This is a genomic window from Caulobacter segnis ATCC 21756, assembly GCF_000092285.1.
GTDB classification, from domain to species: Bacteria; Pseudomonadota; Alphaproteobacteria; order Caulobacterales; family Caulobacteraceae; genus Caulobacter; species Caulobacter segnis.
On the sequence record NC_014100.1, the window covers coordinates 4,196,416 to 4,211,506 of the forward strand.

The window sequence follows — 15,091 nt, forward strand, 5'->3', positions numbered from 1 at the left end:
GTTAAGGATGAAATGTCGCAGGGTCTGTTACTTGACCCGGGCGACCCGAAGGACGATTTAGGATGTGACGAGACCGTTCGGTATCATCGCTTAGGGCGAGAGATACTGACCGGTAACTCGCACGTCAAGGAGAGGCCTGCCAAAATGGCGACAAGAAATTCTGGGGACGGGGCTTTGGGCGATAAGGAGGCAGGCGCTTGCGCGCCGACGTCCAAACGTCCGGCGCGTGACCGGATCTTCGAGACCGCCCGCGAGCTGTTCTATCAGCACGGCATTCGCGCCGTGGGCGTCGAGACGATCGCCGCCGAGGCCGACGCCACGAAGATGACGCTCTATCGGAACTTCCCGTCCAAGGACGAACTGGTGGCCGAGGTCCTGCGCGAGCAGGAGCGGGAATACTGGGCCTGGTGGGAAAGCGTCACCGCCGTCTGTTGCACCGACCCGCGCGCCCAGCTCGAGGCGATCTTCGACGCCTTCGAGACCAAGGCCTGCAACAAGGACGTCCACGGCTGCCCGCTGTCCAACGCGGCCATCGAGCTGCATGAGGAAGGTCACCCGGCCCAGGTCGTCTCGGTGAACTACAAGAAGGAGCTGCACCGGCGGCTCACGGACCTGGCGCGCCGCGCCGGGGCCAAGGACGACGATCTGGCCGACGCCCTGATGTTGCTGATGGAAGGCTCCTACATCGCCCGCGTCACCCTCGGCGCCGATGGCCCGTCACGCGCCGTGGCCCGCTCGGCCCGGGCGCTGATCCGCTACCACCTGGACGGATGCTGAGCCGCTAGACGGCGCCCCCGCCGATATAGCCCAGGCCCGTCGCCCGATGGATCGCCTGGGCGCGGCCGGCGACGCGAAGCTTCAGGGCCGCGTTCTGGACGTGGAAGCGGACCGTCGGGCCCGCTATGCCGATGATCTGGGCGATGTCGGCGTCGGTCTTGCCGGCCGCCGCCCACTTCAGGCACTGGATCTCGCGCTTGGTCAGCCGCACCGGCGGGGCGTCGTCGTCCTGGCCGTCGCGATAGGCCGAGACGAGGCGTAGCGCCGCGCCGTGCAGTTCGTCGGCCCTCGCGGCATAGAGGGCCGGGACATTCTCGACCGAATTCGCCGCGGCCCACACCACCGCCCCGATCACGCCGCCGGTCAGGTATGCCGGCGCGATGATCGCCGACCGGACGCCAAACGACTCCGCCGCATCCGCGACCTCGATCGTCTCCAGTCGCGGCATCGGCCGCCAGCTGGCGAAGCGGCCCTGGTGATAGAAGAACGGTTCGGCCGTATAGCGGGCGGCCAGGATGAACGGGGCCCGCAAGGCGAAGGCCCGATCGCGCCAGTAGCGCAGCGCGCTGTCCAGCCACTCGAAGGTCGTCTCGGCCAGCGGCTTGCCGTCGACGCCCAGCATCGGCTCGGGGCTGGAGATGTCGGCGCTGGCGGCGACATAGGGCAGGCCCATCTCGCGACCCAGCGCGGCCACGCGTTCGGCCAGCGCCGTGACCCGCGCCAGACGCCCCTTGTCGTCCGTCCCGTTGGCCATTGAGCTCGCCCGCTCTCCCTATCGGTTCCGATAGCTTGCGCGCCCCCGCCGCCCCTTCGCAAGTTTCCCCGACGACGCCGAACGAGGGAGCACGCGCGTGGATTTGGAACTGTCGGCGGCCGATCTGGCCTTCCGCGACGAGGTGCGCGCCTTCCTGGACGCCAGGCTGACGCCGGCGCTGCGAGAGGCGGGCCGCCGCATGACCAGCGTCTTCTGCGACAAGGCCCACAGCCTGGCCTGGCAGAGGATTCTGCATGAAAAAGGCTGGGCCGCGCCGACCTGGCCGGTCGAGCATGGCGGCCCTGGCTGGAGCGATATCCAGCGCCACGTCTTCTTCGCCGAATGCGCCCGCGCCGGCGCCCCCAACCTCGCCCCCATGGGCCTGCGCATGGTCGCGCCGGCCATCATGGCGTTCGGGACCTCCGAGCAGAAGGCCCGCTACCTGCCGCGCATCCTGTCGGGTCAGGACTACTGGTGCCAGGGCTATTCCGAGCCGGGGGCGGGCTCGGACCTTGCCTCCCTGCAGATGCGCGCCGTGGCGGACGGCGACGACTACGTGCTGAACGGCTCGAAGATCTGGACCACCCACGCCCACTGGGCGACCCACATGTTCTGCCTGGTCCGCACGTCGACCGAGGGCAAGCCGCAGGCGGGCGTCACCTTCCTGCTGATCGAGATGGATCGGCCGGGGATCCGCGTCGACCCGATCGTCACCCTGGCCGGCGAGCACGAGGTCAACCAGGTGTTCTTCGACGACGTCCGGACGCCGAAGACCGACCGCCTGGGCGGGGAGAACCAGGGCTGGACCGTCGCCAAGCACCTGCTGGAGTTCGAGCGGGGCGGCGGCTACGCGGCCGGGCTCCACGCCGGGCTCGAACGGCTGCGGGACATGGCGCGCGCCGAGGCGGTGATCGACGATCCCCACCACCGCCGCCGCCTCGCCGAAGCCGAGATCGGAGCGCTGGCCATCGACATCACCGAGCGTCGGGTGCTGAGCGCCCTGGCGACCGGCGGCAAGCCGGGGCCCGCCTCGTCTATCCTCAAGACCCAAGGCTCGGAGCAACTGCAGCGCCTCGACGAGCTGGCCGTCGACACGCTCGCCGCCTACGCCGCGCCCCATCAGCCCAAGGCCCGCGAGGCCGGCTCCAACGAGCTTCCCGTCGGCCCGACCCACGGCCTGACCGCCATGGCCCGCTACCTGAACAATCGCGCCGCGTCGATCTATGGCGGCTCCAACGAGATCCAGCGCGACATCATCGCCAAGCTGGTCCTGGGGCTCTGAGATCCCGCCCCTATCATTTCCGATAGCTTGTTACGCGAATAGCCCGACCGCACGCTGCCTCCAGAGCGCGCGCCCAATGCAGGCGCGGCCAAAGGGAGGTAAGACGGATGCCAGGACCCACGCGCCTGACCTTGAGCCTGAGCGTGTCGGCGCTCGCCCTGCTGCTGGCGGTCCCCGCCATGGCCCAGACGGAGAGGGCCCAGACGGAGAGGGCCCAGACTCAGGGCGCCCCGCAGAAGCCCGAAGAGAGCCTGACGATCGACACCCTGGTGGTGACGGCCCAGCGGCGCGAGGAGACCGCCAACAGCGTCGGCATGCCGATCCAGGCCTTCAGCGGCGAGGCGCTGCAGCAGCTGCGGGTCACCGACCCCAAGGACCTGACCTCCGTCGCGCCCAGCTTCACGGTCAGCCAGAGCTATCAGGGCGTACCGACCTATACGCTGCGCGGCATCGGCTTCAACACCATCAACCTCTCGGCCACCTCGACGGTGGGCACCTACTGGGACGAGGTCGCCTACGCCTATCCGTTCATGAACACCGGCCCGGTTTTCGACCTCGAGCGGGTCGAGGTGCTGAAAGGCCCGCAGGGCACGCTTTATGGCCGCAACACCACCGCCGGCCTGATCGACTTCGTGACCAACAAGCCGACCGAGGCGTTCGAGGGCTCGCTCACCGCCGAGACGGGAAACTACAAGACCTACAATCTCGAAGGCTTCGTCAGCGGCGGTCTGGGCGATCGCGTCCAGGGCCGCGCCGCCTTCCGCATGGAGAACAGCGACAAGGGCTGGCAGGTCAGCAACAGCCGGGGCGAGCGCCTGGGCAAGGTCGATCGCGACGGCTGGCGCCTGTCCTTGGCCATGCAGCCGACGGACACGGTCGAGGTCGACGTGTCGTACTCGGGCTGGCGAAACAAGTCCGACACCGTGGCCGCGCAGGGCGTCGGCTTCACGCCCGCCACCGCCGCCAGCCCGTTCAACGCGCCGGGCCTGGTCAACTACATCGCCACCCACGCGCCGACCAAGGCCCGCCAGGCCGACTGGGCCCCGCTGTCCACCCGTGGCGTCGACATCGGCGGGGGTCAGGGGATCAGCGACCCGCTGCGCGAGAACGACCAGTTCCACGCCGGAAAGCTGAAGGTCGCCTGGAACCTCAGCGACGATGTCACCCTGGTCTCGCTGTCCAGCTTCAACCGCCTGAGCCGCAAGGCCGTGTTCGACTGGAGCGGCGCGCCCTACGAGGTGCTGATCCAGAAGGCGCACGGCGACATCAAGTCGGCCGCCGAGGAGCTGCATCTGGAGGGCCGCACGGACAAAGGTTCCTGGCTGGTCGGGGCCTATGTGGCGCGCGACAAGATCTATGACAGCAACCGCACCCTGCTGGGGCAGAACGCCAATGTCGGCACGATCCGCTATGTCGGCTCGACCCTCTTGGCCTCGCCCTTCAACAGCTTCGGCTACACCCCCCTGCAGATGAGCCAGGCGTTCCGCACCTATGAGGACGTCGGCAATATCGAGACCAAGACCTGGAGCCTGTTCGCCAACGCCGATCACGCCCTGACCGACAGTCTGAAGCTGACGCTGGGCGTCCGCTACAGCCAGGACCGCCAGGACTATGTCGGCTGCTCGCGCGACGTCGGTGGGTCGATGCTGCCCAACGTCAATGTCGTGAACCGCGCGCTGTTCTTCGCGACCTACGGCTTGGTGGCGCCGATCGCCCAGGGCGGCTGCAACACCTTCGATCCGGCGACCAAGAGCTTCGGCTTCGTGAAGTCCAAGCTGGACGAGGACAACATCGCCTGGCGCGCGGCCTTGGACTGGCAGGCGGCGCAGGACGTGCTGATCTTCGGCTCGATCTCGCGCGGCGCCAAGGCCGGCGCGACGCCGATCAACGCCGCCAACATCTCGACCCAGAACGCGCCCGCGACGCAGGAAATGCTGACGGCCTACGAGGTCGGCGTGAAGGCGGGGCTGTTCCAGCGGCGGGTGCAGGCCAATGTCAGCGCCTTCTATTACGACTACACCGACAAGCAGCTGTCGGTGTACTTCGCCGACCCGATCTACACGGCCCTCTCACGCCTGGCCAACGTGCCCAACGGCGAGGCCTACGGCGTCGACGGCGACATCACCTGGCGCGCCTCGCGGTCGCTGACCTTCATCGCCTCGGCGACCCTGCTGCACACCGAGGTCAAGGGTTACACCGGCATCAACGCGGCCGGACAACCGCAGGATTTCGACGGCCGGCCCTTTCTCTACAGCCCGAAGTTCCAAGGCGGCCTGACGGCCCTGTTCAAGCAGCCCATCGGCGATGGCCTGGAGCTGAACGCCGCCCTGAACGGTCGCTGGCAGGACAAGTCCTACGCCGACCTGGAGGGCAACCCGCTGTTCGTGATCGACGGCTATGGCCTTGTGAACGCCAGCATCGGCATCGGCGCGCCGGCCAAGGGCTGGGAGCTGTCGATCTGGGGCCGCAACATCACCGACGCGTATTACTGGAGCGCCGTCAGCAGCAACGCCAACGTGGTGGTCCGTTTCCCGGGCAAACCCACGACCTACGGCGCGTCGCTGACCTGGACGTTCTAGGCCCGTCGATGATGACGCGCCGGCGTGATGGCCGCCGGGGCGTCCGACCCTCCCCGCCATCATGATCTCGGTGACCTGGAGCGCGGCGTTCCCACGCCGCGCTCCCTTCTTATTCGGATCGCGCGCGCAGCAGGACCTTCGAGCGCCGCTCAAGGGCCAGCAGCGCCATCAGCACCGCGAAGGCGAAGACCAGCAGCATCAGCGACAGGCGATGGGCTTCTCCCCACTCCAGCCCCTCGACCAGCCGGTAGATCTCGGTCGAGAGCACGGTGGTCTCGCCGGGAATGTTCCCGCCTAGCATCATCACCACCCCGAACTCGCCGACCGTGTGGGCGAAGGTCAGGATGGCCGCGGCGACGTATCCCGGCAGGGCCAGCGGCAGAGCCACCCTCCAGAAGGTCTGCCAGCGCGACGCGCCAAGGCAGGCGGCCGCCTCCAGCGGCTCGTCGCCAATCCCCAGGAAGGCGTTGCGCAGCGGCTGCACGGCGAACGGCAGGGAATAGATCAGCGAGCCGATGACAAGACCCTCGAAGGTGAAGGCCAGGGTCCGCACGCCGAAGGGCTGCAGCAGCGCCATCAGCGGACTCTTCGGGCCCAGCGCGATCAGCAGATAGAAGCCCAGCACCGTGGGCGGCAGCACGATCGGCAGGGCGACCAGGGCGGTGATCGGCGTCCTCAGGCTCGAACGCCCGCGCGCCAGCCACCAGGACAGCGGGGTGGCCAGGACCAGCAGCAAGATCGTGGTGATCCCCGCCAGCTTGGCCGTCAGCCACAGGACCTCGGCCATGCTCAGCGGACCTCGTAGCCGTAGCGTCTGATGATCGCCTTGGCCTCGCCGCCCTTCAGGAAGGCCAGGAACGCCTTGGCCGCGTCGCTGTTGTGGCCGGTCTTCAGCAGCACCGCCTGCTGCCCGATCGGCGCGTGATCCGTGGACGGAACAAGCCAGCGCGAGCCGCCCTTCTCGTCGATCACCTGCGACAGCGCCACGAAGCCCAGTTCGGCGGCGCCGGTCTGGACGTACTGGAAGGTCTGGGTGATCGAGGACCCGGTGACGATCTTCGGCTTCAGAGCGTCGTAGAGCTTCAGCCTGATCAGGGTCTCGACCGCCGCCTGGCCGTAGGGCGCGGCCTTCGGATCGGCGATCGCCAGCTTGTCGAAGCCGCCCTTGGCGAGCACCGCGCCTTTCGGATCGACAAGCCCGGGGGTCTTGCTGAACAGCACCAGCCGCCCCGTGGCGTAGGTGAAGCGCGAGCCGGGAACCGCCAAGCCCTCGGCCTCGGCCTTCTGGGGCCGCTCGACGTCGGCCGACAGGAAGACCTCGTACGGCGCGCCATTGGCGATCTGGGTGTAGAACTGGCCGGACGAGCCGAAGCTCAAGGTGGCGGCGTGGCCTGTCCTGGCCTTGAAACGCGCGGCGATCTCGCGGGCGGCCTCGGTGAAGTTGGCGGCGACGGCGACCTTGGTCTCGCCCGCGAGAGCCACGCCGCCTAGCGTCAGCGACAGGGCGCCAGCCAGGGCGGCGATCAGCATCGGACGACGGGCGATCATCGGGTGGTCCTGGGTCTGGCGCGGCGGTCGGCAGCCAGACTACATAACGATGATGCTCGCGGCGGACTAGGCCAGCGCCCTTAGCCCATGGCGCAGGGTCTCGGCCCCACCGCCCAGGTCATCGTCCAGCTTGCCGTGCTCGCGGGTCCAGATCGGCAGGGCCTGAGCGAGCAAGGCGCGGCCGTCGGGGGTGAGGCTCAGCACCCGGGCGCGGCGGTCCTTGGGGTCAGGCGCGATCGTCAGCAGGCCGCGCCGCTCCAGCGGCTTCAGCGCGGCGGTCAGGGTCGTTCGGTCCATGGCCAAGAGGTTGGCGACGCCGCCCATGCCGGCGGGCTCGGGACGGTTCAACGACATCAGGAGCGAGAACTGGCCGTTGGTCAGGCCTAGCGGCCGCAGGGCCTCGTCGAAGCGCCGCGCCAGGGCCCGGGCGGCCCGCTGGACGTGCAGGCACAGGCAGGTGTCGCGGACGTGGATCGTCGTTTCGAAGGGAATCACGACCGGCTTTGACATGATCCTTTTATGTTGATATCAACGTTATTAGTCAAGGGAAAACAGCTCAGTTTACGGAGGACGTGATGTCGCACGCCGTGGTCTCCCGCGAGGAATGGCTGGACGCGCGCCGCGCCCTGCTGGTCAAGGAAAAGGCCCATACCCGCGCCCGCGACGCCTTGAACGCCGAGCGCATGGCCCTGCCCTGGGTGAAGCTGGACAAGACCTACGTCTTCGACACCGAAGGCGGCCGCAAGACGCTGGACGACCTGTTCGACGGCCGCAGCCAGCTGCTCGTCTACCACTTCATGCTGGGCCCAGATTGGGACGCGGGCTGCGAGGGCTGCTCGTTCATGGCCGACCATTTCGACGGGACCCTGCCGCACCTGAACCACCACGACGTGACCCTGGTCGCCGTGTCCCGCGCGTCCCTAGGGAAGATCCAGGCCTACAAGCGCCGCATGGGTTGGAAGTTTCCGTGGGCGTCGTCGCACGGCGGCGACTTCAACCGCGACTTCCACGTCTCGTTCACGCCCGAAGAGCTGGCCGGCGAGACGATCAACTACAACTTCACCGACCTGCCGTCCGGTCAGGGCCACGACGAGCTGCCGGGCCTGTCGGTCTTCCATCGCGACGCCGAGGGCCAGGTGTTCCACACCTATTCGACCTACGCCCGCGGTCTGGAAGAGGCGCTGGCGACCCTGATGCTGCTCGACCGCGCGCCGCTGGGCCGCAACGAGGACGAGACGATGAACTTCATCCGCCGTCATGACGAGTACGAGGAGGCTCCGCCCAAGTCCGCCTGCTGCGCGGGCGCCGCCTGACGCCCGAACGCATGATCCGTTCCTGGAACGTCTTCGTCGACGCCGTGCCTGCGGCCGGCCTTTCAACGCCCTCACCACCGCCCGAGGAAATTCACATGGCTAGCGACTTCGTCTGGTTCGAACTGGTCACGCCGGACGCCAAGGCGGCGGAAGCCTTCTACACGGTGGTCGTCGGCTGGACGACCGAGGCCTCCTCCGGTCCCGCCGGCCCCTACACGATCTTCAAGGCCGGCGAGTTCCCTGTCGGCGGCATGCTGGAGATGAAGGACGTCCCGGCGGGCTGGCTGGGCTATCTCGGCGTCGATGACGTCGACGCCTTCGCCAAGAAGGTCGAGGCCGCCGGCGGCGCGATCTGCAAGCCGCCGGAGGACATTCCGGGCGTCGGCCGCTTCGCGGTCGTCGCCGACCCGCAAGGGGCGATGTTCGTCCTGTTCCACGGCGACACCAACGACGCCCCGCCGCGACCCGCGCCGATGTCGCCAGGATCGCTGGGTTGGTCGGAGCTGCACGCGGCCGACTGGGAGAAGCTCTTCGACGTCTACGCGCCCCTGTTCGGCTGGGTGAAGCACGACACCGTGCCGATGGGCGAGATGGGGGTCTACCAGACCTTCGGCCCGCCGGCGGCGGCGATCGGCGGCATGTTCAACACCTACGCGCCCGCTCCCAGCCCCTACTGGCTCTACTATTTTTGCGTGGACGGCATCGACTCGGCCTTGGAGCGCGTGAAGGCGGCGGGCGGACAGATTCTGACCGGCCCTCACCCGGTGCCGGGCGGCGCCTGGGTTTTGAACGCGCAAGATCCGCAAGGCGGCCTGTTCGCCCTGGTCGGCCAACGTGGCTGATACGGCGCCGATGATCACCGTCTTCGGCGAAGGTCGCGGCTTCCGCGTCGTCTGGCTGCTGGAGGAGATGCGGCTGCCCTATCGGCTCCGGGACGTCGACATGCTGGCCGGGGTCGAGAACGACCCCGAGTTCCTGGCGATCAATCCCGGCGGGTTCATCCCCGCGATCCGGGACGGGGATGTCACCATGGTCGAGTCGATCGCGATCATGGAGTACCTGCTGGGCCGCTACGGGCCCTCGCCGCTGGCGCCGGACCCCCAAGACGCGACCTTCCCCGCCTACCAGCAGTTCCTGCATCTCGGCGAGGCGGGGCTGGCGGCCTCGGTCTTCTTCCTCACGGGCGCCCGACACTTCGCCCCCGAGACCGACCGCGACAACTGGACCGTTCGCCAGGCCATGCATGTGTTCACCAGCCGCTTGGGCCTCGTGATCCGCCGCCTCGCCGAGGCGCCCTACATGGCGGGCGAAGTCTTCACCGCAGCGGACATCTCCGTGGGCTACGCGCTGGAGATGGCGCGCAAGAACATCGACTTCGCGCTCGGCGAGGCCGAGCAGGCCTATCTTGGCCGGCTGCGCCAGCGCGACGGCTATAGGAGAGCGCTCGACGCCTGCCCCGCCACGCGCGGGTGGTGGGCCAGCTAGCCCACGCAGTCGGCGAGGCCGTCGCGGCGCACCGCCCCCGAGGCCTTGCCGATCTTCTGGGTGCGCTTGGCGACGTACTTGCCCGGCTTGATCACGCGCCACTTCAGCGGGCTGGGCAGGATCGCCGCCAGGCGCGAGGCCTGGGCCTGGGTCAGCTTGTCGGCGCCGACACCGAAATAGCGGCGCGAGGCCGCCTCCGCGCCATAGATGCCGGGCCCGAACTCGATGGAGTTCAGATAGACCTCCATGATCCGCTTCTTGCCCCAGCCGATCTCGATCAGCACCGTGAACCAGGCTTCCAGGCCTTTTCGGACATAGGAGCGGCCCGGCCACAGGAAGACGTTCTTGGCGGTCTGCTGGCTGATCGTCGAGCCGCCGCGGATCTTCTTGCCGGCCTCGTTGTTGGCGTAGGCCTTTTGCAACGCGTTGAAGTCGAAGCCATGGTGCTCGCAGAACCGGGCGTCCTCGGCGGCGATCAGGGCGCGCGGCAAGGCCGGCGCGACCTCGTCGATCGGCCGCCAGCGGTGGTCCAGCCCCTTCCCCTCGACGGCGCGAATGACCATCAGCGGCGTCACCGGGGGCGGGACGAAGCGGAACAGAATCACCGCCACGATCGGCCCGGCGACCAGAACGATGAACAGAGCCAAGGCGATGTTACGCAGAAGCCGCCGCAAGGAACGCCCCCAAAAGATCGAACAGACTTGTCTTTACGCTGCGGCGGGATGCTAGCCACACCTGAAGCCGCTGTCGCGGGCATAGCGGCGAGAAGATTAAGGGAGCCTTCGATGGACGTGATCGACGCCGTCAACCGCCGCATGTCGGTGCGCGCCTTCAAGCCGGACCCCGTCGACGCCGCCCTGGTGCGCGAGCTTCTGGAGGCCGCCGCTCGCGCGCCCTCCGGCGGCAATCTCCAGCCCTGGCGAGTCCAGGTCGTGGCGGGCGCGCCGCTGAAGGCGCTGACCGACGCCATGCTGACGCGCGTGGCTTCGCCCGACCCGACCGAATACGACGTCTATCCCGCCAACCTGTGGGAGCCGCTGCGCAGCCGCCGCTTCCAGGTGGGCGAGGACATGTACGGGGCGCTGGGCATCCCGCGCGAGGACAAGATGGCCCGCCTGCAATGGTTCGCCATCAACGGGCAGGGCTTCGGCGCGCCGGCGCAGCTGTTCTTCTCGATCGATCGCCGCTGCGGCCCGCCGCAATGGAGCGACGTCGGCATGTTCATGCAGACCTTCATGCTGCTGGCGGTCGAGCGCGGCCTCGACACCTGCCCGCAGGAGTTCTGGTCGCACTACAACAAGCTGGTCGACGAACATGTCGGCCTGCCGGAGGGCCACATGCTGTTCTCCGGCATGGCCCTCGGCTATCGCGACGAAGCCGCCCCGGTGAACAACTTCCGTTCGCGCCGCGCCCCGTTCGAGGAGTGGGGCGAGCTGAAGGGGTTCTAGCCCGCGAACTGACGCGGGCCGCTGATGTCGGGGATTTCGAGCACCCCGGCTTCGCCGCTCTCGTCGCCCCAAGCCATGAACTTGCCGTCGGCGCTGACGGCCAGGGCGCTGATCGGGGCGCCCTTCTCGGCCTTCAGGGTCTCGATCCGGCCGTTGCGCATGTGAGCGGCCCAGATCTTGCCGTTGTCCTGGGCGGCCAGGCAGACGGGGTGGGCGTCGATGCCCGCCACCCGCACGACCATCGAATCGCGCGAGAAGCCGATCTCGGCCGCTTCCTTGCCCATCGGACCGCTGGCGCCGGCGAACGGCCAGATGACCGCGCCGTTGGCGCCGGCGGTGACCAAGAGGGCGCCCTTGTCGAAGAAGGCCAGGCTCTTGATCTTGGCCGGGTAGCCGCCCATCCGCATGTCCTTGCCGTCCGACAAGCGCCAGCCGTGCAGCTGGTTCTCCTGCATCGACGAGATCAGGAACTTGCCGTCCGGGCTGAAGGCCACGGCGATGTGGCTGCCGGCCCACTTCAGAAGCTGCGGCTTCTGGTCGGCGATCCGCGCGTACCAGAGGTAGGCCCCGCCATAGGTGGCCGAGGCCAGGCGGCGGCCCTTGGGCTCGAAGGCCAGGCCCGACACCGTCTTCTCGTGCGCGAAGGTCCGCGCGAAGGCCGGATCGGCGGCGTCGCGAACGTGGACTTCCTTGCCGGCCGTAAAGGCGATCAGGCCCGAGGCGGCGCTGGTCGCCACGTGCTCGATCCACTTGTTCTTCACCTCGGCCAGGACGGTCGCGGCCACCTCGCCGTTCTCGATTCGGGTCCAGACCACGCGGCCGTCGTCGCCGCCGGTGACGATTCCCGCGCCACTGGGATGGGCGGCGGCGGCCAGGACGGCGCCGCCCAGCGGACCGCCGTGGGCTTCCACGGTGACGAAGCCGTCCTGCGTCTGCAGGCGGACGGTGCCGTCGCCGAGGGCAAAGGCGGCGCGGCCGGAACGGTCGAAAAGGGCCTCTGTGACGAAGGCGTCGAAGGAAAAGATCATGCGCCGGACTTAATGCGCCGAGGCCTCCACGGCCAGACTCTTTCAAGCCGATGCGTTTCCAGGCGCGTTTCTCGCCAGGCGCCCGTTCGAACGGCGTTCGGCGAAAAGTCGAAAAAAGGGGCTTGCTATTGCGCCGCGTCGTCTGGCTTTACTTCCGCGCCCGTCTACGCCAGACGTGGCGCGGTAATGACATTTCAGGCGTGCGCGGAGCGCGCGGCCTTCTGGGAGACAGTCAGGCATGGCGGCTAAACTTGCTGGCGGCGGCGGCGGCCGTTATTCGCTGGGCCAGAATTCCGAAATCAACGTCACGCCCTTCGTGGACATTCTGTTGGTGCTGCTGATCATCTTCATGGTCGCCGTGCCGATGGCCGTGACCTCCATCAAGATCGATCTGCCGCCGGCTTCGCCGCCGCCGCCGAACGCTCCGAAGCCCAAGGAGCCGGTCTTCATCTCGATCCAGAAGTCGGGCGCGATCTTCATCGCCGACCGTCAGACCAGCCTGGACGGCCTGGAAGCTGACCTGTCGTCGAAGTTCGCCGCCAACGGCCAAGCCGGCCCGAAGGACGACCAGCGCGTCATGATCCGCGCCGACGCCGACGTCATGTACGCCGACTTCATGGGCGTGCTGAACCAGCTGCAGACCGCCGGTTGGTACAAGGTCGGCCTGATCAACGAAGACATCCACTAAGGATCGTCCTCGGCGACAGCCAAGAGATCAAAACCCCGTTGGCCCCGGCCAGCGGGGTTTTCTTTTGAGGTCCATCCGCCCGGACCACAACCTTGGCTTGATTCTTGCTTGTCCCGATCGCCGAGCAGTACCGGCCTCGGGAGAGCATTATGACTTCAATCGCCAGCGGCGGCCTGACCCAGCAGCTGTATCATCGCGTGTTCGACCATCTCGACGCCGACAAAAGCGACGGCCTGTCTCTCGACGAACTGAAATCCGTCGGCGGCGAGAAGCGGGACTACGCCTCGGCGTTCAAGACGCTCGACGCCGACGCGGACGGAAAAATCAGCCGGGCGGAAATGACCGGGTCTTCCGTCGCCCTGTCGAATGACACGCTGTCGGCGCTGGTCGAGGCCCAGACCGAGCCGACGCCACGAACCGCGCTTCCGGCCAATAAGGCCACGCTAGGCTTGCTTGACGGCGCCCGATCCGAGCAGGAGACGCAGGACATCAGCGCTCTGTTCGCCCGCGCGGACGTGGACGGCGACGGCGAGCTCTCGGACGCCGAGTGGAGCGCCGAAAAGGCCATGCGTCGGGCTTCGAACCTGGATTCAGGGACGATATCCGGCGCGATATTCATCGCCGTTGACGCCGACGGAGATGGATTGACCAGCACGGACGAGGTGCGGGCCGCGCGGGCGACGCCCCTGCCCCTGAGCGCGGTCGCGTCGGCCCCGCCAATCGACGTCATCGACATCGACCCGTCGATCGCGAGCGACGCGGCCAACGCCCCTGGCGATGCGGCGCAACAGAGCGCCGAGCAGGTCCAAGCCGATTGGGCCGAGCGGACGTCGGGAGGCGAGGGAACCTACAAGATCCTCGATCGCGAGCTCGCCGCCTACCGTTCGGCCGCCCAGATCGATTTCAGCGGCGTCACCATGACCGACACGCTGAGCACGCGCCTGATCAGCCAGATTCTCGCGGGCCTCGAGACCAAGACCGAAGGCTGGACGACGCCGGTCTCGGCGTAATCAGGTCGTCCGTCGTGATCTCGGCCCGCGCCGGATCTCGACGGACACCGGCGCCGTCTTAAGCCGCCGTCGCCTCGAAGCCGGCGCGCAGCTCGGCCTCGTCGAGGTCGCGGCCGATGAAGACCATGCGGCTGTAGCGCTTGTCCTTGTCGGTCCACTCGCGCTGGAAGTCGCCCTCCAGGATCATGTGCACCGCCTGGAAGACGAGACGCTTGTTCTCGCCCTTCACGTCGATGATGCCCTTGGCGCGCAGGATGTCGGGGCCGCGCTTGGCCAGCAGGTCGTTGAGCCAGGCGGTGATCTTCTGGCCGTCGACCGGCTTGTCCAGGGTCAGGGAAACGCCCTTCACGCCATCGTCGTGGATGTCGCTGGCGTGGTCATGATGGTGATGATGGTCATGACCGCAGTGCTCGTCGTGCACATGGTCATGATCGTGGTGATGGTGGTGGTCGTGGCCGCAGTGCTCGTCGTGCACGTGGCCCGGTTCGCCGTGGGCGGGATTGAGGAAGTCCGGCTCCAGCTCGGTGATCCGGTCCAGGTCGAAGCTGTGTTTGCCCAGGATCGCTTCCAGCGGAACGTTCGAACGCTGGGCGCGGTGGATCGGGGCCAGCGGGTTGATCCGGCGGATGCGGGCCTCGACGTGGCGCAGGTCGTCCTCGGAGACGAGATCGGTCTTGTTCAGCACGATCTGGTCGGCGAAGGCGATCTGCTCGACGGCCTCCTTGCTGTCCGACAGGCGCAGCAAGATGTGCTTGGCGTCGACGACGGCCGTCACCGAGTCGAGCGCCGTACGCGCCTTGACGTCCTCGTCGACGAAGAAGGTCTGGGCCACCGGGCCGGGATCGGCCAGGCCCGTGGTCTCGACGATGATGGCGTCGAAGCCGCCCTTGCGCTTCATCAGGCCTTGCAGAACCCGGATCAGGTCGCCGCGCACGGTGCAGCAGACGCAGCCGTTGTTCATCTCGAACACTTCCTCGTCCGCGCCGACGACCAGGTCGTTGTCGATGCCGACCTCGCCGAACTCGTTGACGATCACGGCGTAGCGCTTGCCGTGCTCTTCGGTGAGGATGCGATTGAGCAGGGTGGTCTTGCCGGCGCCGAGATAGCCGGTCAGCACGGTGACGGGGATCTTGCCGGAGGCGGCGGAGGAAGCTTGGGTCATGGAGCGCTATTTAGGCG

16 protein-coding genes are annotated in these 15,091 nt (G+C 67.8%); 9 read left to right on the forward strand and 7 right to left on the reverse strand.

Annotation, left to right across the window (positions count from 1 at the left end; genetic code table 11):
- Positions 1 to 144: 144 nt before the first annotated feature.
- Positions 145 to 777 carry a TetR/AcrR family transcriptional regulator gene (locus CSEG_RS19145; RefSeq protein WP_013080883.1) on the forward strand — a complete coding sequence of 211 codons (633 nt, stop codon included), beginning with the start codon at positions 145 to 147 and terminating at the stop codon, positions 775 to 777.
- A gap of 4 nt (positions 778 to 781) precedes the next feature.
- Here CSEG_RS19145 and CSEG_RS19150 read toward each other — a convergent pair whose 3' ends face one another.
- The gene (locus CSEG_RS19150) at positions 782 to 1,531 is read right to left on the reverse strand and encodes a helix-turn-helix transcriptional regulator (protein ID WP_013080884.1); all 750 of its coding nucleotides are present in this window, start codon (positions 1,529 to 1,531) and stop codon (positions 782 to 784) included.
- 97 nt (positions 1,532 to 1,628) lie between these two features.
- Here CSEG_RS19150 and CSEG_RS19155 point away from each other — a divergent pair, with 97 nt between their 5' ends.
- Both CSEG_RS19155 and CSEG_RS19160 read left to right on the forward strand, forming a co-directional pair.
- Positions 1,629 to 2,813: an acyl-CoA dehydrogenase family protein gene (locus tag CSEG_RS19155; RefSeq protein ID WP_013080885.1), complete on the forward strand. Its 1,185-nt coding sequence runs from the start codon at positions 1,629 to 1,631 to the stop codon at positions 2,811 to 2,813.
- A 107-nt stretch (positions 2,814 to 2,920) separates the two neighbouring features.
- On the forward strand, positions 2,921 to 5,392 hold the full coding sequence (locus CSEG_RS19160) for a TonB-dependent receptor (protein ID WP_013080886.1): 2,472 nt from the start codon (positions 2,921 to 2,923) through the stop codon (positions 5,390 to 5,392).
- A gap of 109 nt (positions 5,393 to 5,501) precedes the next feature.
- Here the strand turns inward: CSEG_RS19160 and modB are convergent, their stop codons facing one another.
- The 3 genes from modB to CSEG_RS19175 all read right to left on the reverse strand — a co-directional run bounded on the left by modB (position 5,502) and on the right by CSEG_RS19175 (position 7,450).
- Complete coding sequence (modB, locus tag CSEG_RS19165; RefSeq protein WP_013080887.1) at positions 5,502 to 6,179, reverse strand: molybdate ABC transporter permease subunit; 678 nt, start codon at positions 6,177 to 6,179, stop codon at positions 5,502 to 5,504.
- A gap of 2 nt (positions 6,180 to 6,181) precedes the next feature.
- Positions 6,182 to 6,940 (reverse strand): molybdate ABC transporter substrate-binding protein, encoded by a 759-nt coding sequence (gene modA / locus CSEG_RS19170; protein WP_013080888.1) that lies wholly within the window; start codon positions 6,938 to 6,940, stop codon positions 6,182 to 6,184.
- 66 nt (positions 6,941 to 7,006) lie between these two features.
- A complete protein-coding gene (locus CSEG_RS19175; RefSeq protein ID WP_013080889.1) occupies positions 7,007 to 7,450 on the reverse strand; it encodes a MarR family winged helix-turn-helix transcriptional regulator in 444 nt (147 codons plus the stop codon).
- Between the two features lie 65 nt (positions 7,451 to 7,515).
- Between CSEG_RS19175 and CSEG_RS19180 the strand changes: the two genes are divergently transcribed.
- The 3 genes from CSEG_RS19180 (at position 7,516) to CSEG_RS19190 (ending at position 9,738) form a co-directional block, all read left to right on the forward strand.
- Entirely contained in the window at positions 7,516 to 8,253 is a 738-nt protein-coding gene (locus CSEG_RS19180) for a DUF899 domain-containing protein (RefSeq protein WP_013080890.1), read from the forward strand.
- A 95-nt stretch (positions 8,254 to 8,348) separates the two neighbouring features.
- Positions 8,349 to 9,095 (forward strand): VOC family protein, encoded by a 747-nt coding sequence (locus tag CSEG_RS19185; RefSeq protein ID WP_013080891.1) that lies wholly within the window; start codon positions 8,349 to 8,351, stop codon positions 9,093 to 9,095.
- A 10-nt stretch (positions 9,096 to 9,105) separates the two neighbouring features.
- Positions 9,106 to 9,738 carry a glutathione S-transferase family protein gene (locus tag CSEG_RS19190; protein ID WP_013080892.1) on the forward strand — a complete coding sequence of 211 codons (633 nt, stop codon included), beginning with the start codon at positions 9,106 to 9,108 and terminating at the stop codon, positions 9,736 to 9,738.
- Here CSEG_RS19190 and mtgA read toward each other — a convergent pair.
- Complete coding sequence (mtgA, locus tag CSEG_RS19195) at positions 9,735 to 10,430, reverse strand: monofunctional biosynthetic peptidoglycan transglycosylase (RefSeq protein WP_041538378.1); 696 nt, start codon at positions 10,428 to 10,430, stop codon at positions 9,735 to 9,737. The two genes, CSEG_RS19190 and mtgA, sit on opposite strands and share 4 nt — an antisense overlap.
- A 93-nt stretch (positions 10,431 to 10,523) precedes the next feature.
- On the opposite strand from mtgA, the gene CSEG_RS19200 reads away from it, so the two are divergent.
- Complete coding sequence (locus tag CSEG_RS19200; RefSeq protein ID WP_013080894.1) at positions 10,524 to 11,186, forward strand: nitroreductase; 663 nt, start codon at positions 10,524 to 10,526, stop codon at positions 11,184 to 11,186.
- Here the strand turns inward: CSEG_RS19200 and CSEG_RS19205 are convergent.
- Positions 11,183 to 12,214 (reverse strand): WD40 repeat domain-containing protein, encoded by a 1,032-nt coding sequence (locus tag CSEG_RS19205; RefSeq protein WP_013080895.1) that lies wholly within the window; start codon positions 12,212 to 12,214, stop codon positions 11,183 to 11,185. The genes CSEG_RS19200 and CSEG_RS19205 overlap by 4 nt on opposite strands.
- A gap of 238 nt (positions 12,215 to 12,452) precedes the next feature.
- Between CSEG_RS19205 and CSEG_RS19210 the strand changes: the two genes are divergently transcribed.
- A complete protein-coding gene (locus tag CSEG_RS19210) occupies positions 12,453 to 12,902 on the forward strand; it encodes a biopolymer transporter ExbD (RefSeq protein ID WP_013080896.1) in 450 nt (149 codons plus the stop codon).
- Positions 12,903 to 13,051: 149 nt separating this feature from the next.
- Positions 13,052 to 13,912, forward strand: a complete 861-nt coding sequence (locus tag CSEG_RS19215; RefSeq protein ID WP_013080897.1) for an EF-hand domain-containing protein — start codon at positions 13,052 to 13,054, stop codon at positions 13,910 to 13,912.
- Between the two features lie 58 nt (positions 13,913 to 13,970).
- Here the strand turns inward: CSEG_RS19215 and CSEG_RS19220 are convergent, their stop codons facing one another.
- On the reverse strand, positions 13,971 to 15,074 hold the full coding sequence (locus CSEG_RS19220) for a CobW family GTP-binding protein (protein ID WP_013080898.1): 1,104 nt from the start codon (positions 15,072 to 15,074) through the stop codon (positions 13,971 to 13,973).
- Positions 15,075 to 15,091 lie beyond the last annotated feature (17 nt).

Bases quoted from the DNA above. Each gene is read 5' to 3' on its own strand.
- CSEG_RS19145 (WP_013080883.1), top strand. From the start codon at position 145: ATGGCGACAAGAAATTCTGGGGACGGGGCTTTGGGCGATAAGGAGGCA.
- CSEG_RS19150 (WP_013080884.1), bottom strand. From the start codon at position 1,531: ATGGCCAACGGGACGGACGACAAGGGGCGTCTGGCGCGGGTCACGGCG.
- CSEG_RS19160 (WP_013080886.1), top strand. From the start codon at position 2,921: ATGCCAGGACCCACGCGCCTGACCTTGAGCCTGAGCGTGTCGGCGCTC.
- modB (WP_013080887.1), bottom strand. From the start codon at position 6,179: ATGGCCGAGGTCCTGTGGCTGACGGCCAAGCTGGCGGGGATCACCACG.
- modA (WP_013080888.1), bottom strand. From the start codon at position 6,940: ATGATCGCCCGTCGTCCGATGCTGATCGCCGCCCTGGCTGGCGCCCTG.
- CSEG_RS19175 (WP_013080889.1), bottom strand. From the start codon at position 7,450: ATGTCAAAGCCGGTCGTGATTCCCTTCGAAACGACGATCCACGTCCGC.
- CSEG_RS19180 (WP_013080890.1), top strand. From the start codon at position 7,516: ATGTCGCACGCCGTGGTCTCCCGCGAGGAATGGCTGGACGCGCGCCGC.
- CSEG_RS19185 (WP_013080891.1), top strand. From the start codon at position 8,349: ATGGCTAGCGACTTCGTCTGGTTCGAACTGGTCACGCCGGACGCCAAG.
- CSEG_RS19190 (WP_013080892.1), top strand. From the start codon at position 9,106: ATGATCACCGTCTTCGGCGAAGGTCGCGGCTTCCGCGTCGTCTGGCTG.
- CSEG_RS19200 (WP_013080894.1), top strand. From the start codon at position 10,524: ATGGACGTGATCGACGCCGTCAACCGCCGCATGTCGGTGCGCGCCTTC.
- CSEG_RS19205 (WP_013080895.1), bottom strand. From the start codon at position 12,214: ATGATCTTTTCCTTCGACGCCTTCGTCACAGAGGCCCTTTTCGACCGT.
- CSEG_RS19210 (WP_013080896.1), top strand. From the start codon at position 12,453: ATGGCGGCTAAACTTGCTGGCGGCGGCGGCGGCCGTTATTCGCTGGGC.
- CSEG_RS19215 (WP_013080897.1), top strand. From the start codon at position 13,052: ATGACTTCAATCGCCAGCGGCGGCCTGACCCAGCAGCTGTATCATCGC.
- CSEG_RS19220 (WP_013080898.1), bottom strand. From the start codon at position 15,074: ATGACCCAAGCTTCCTCCGCCGCCTCCGGCAAGATCCCCGTCACCGTG.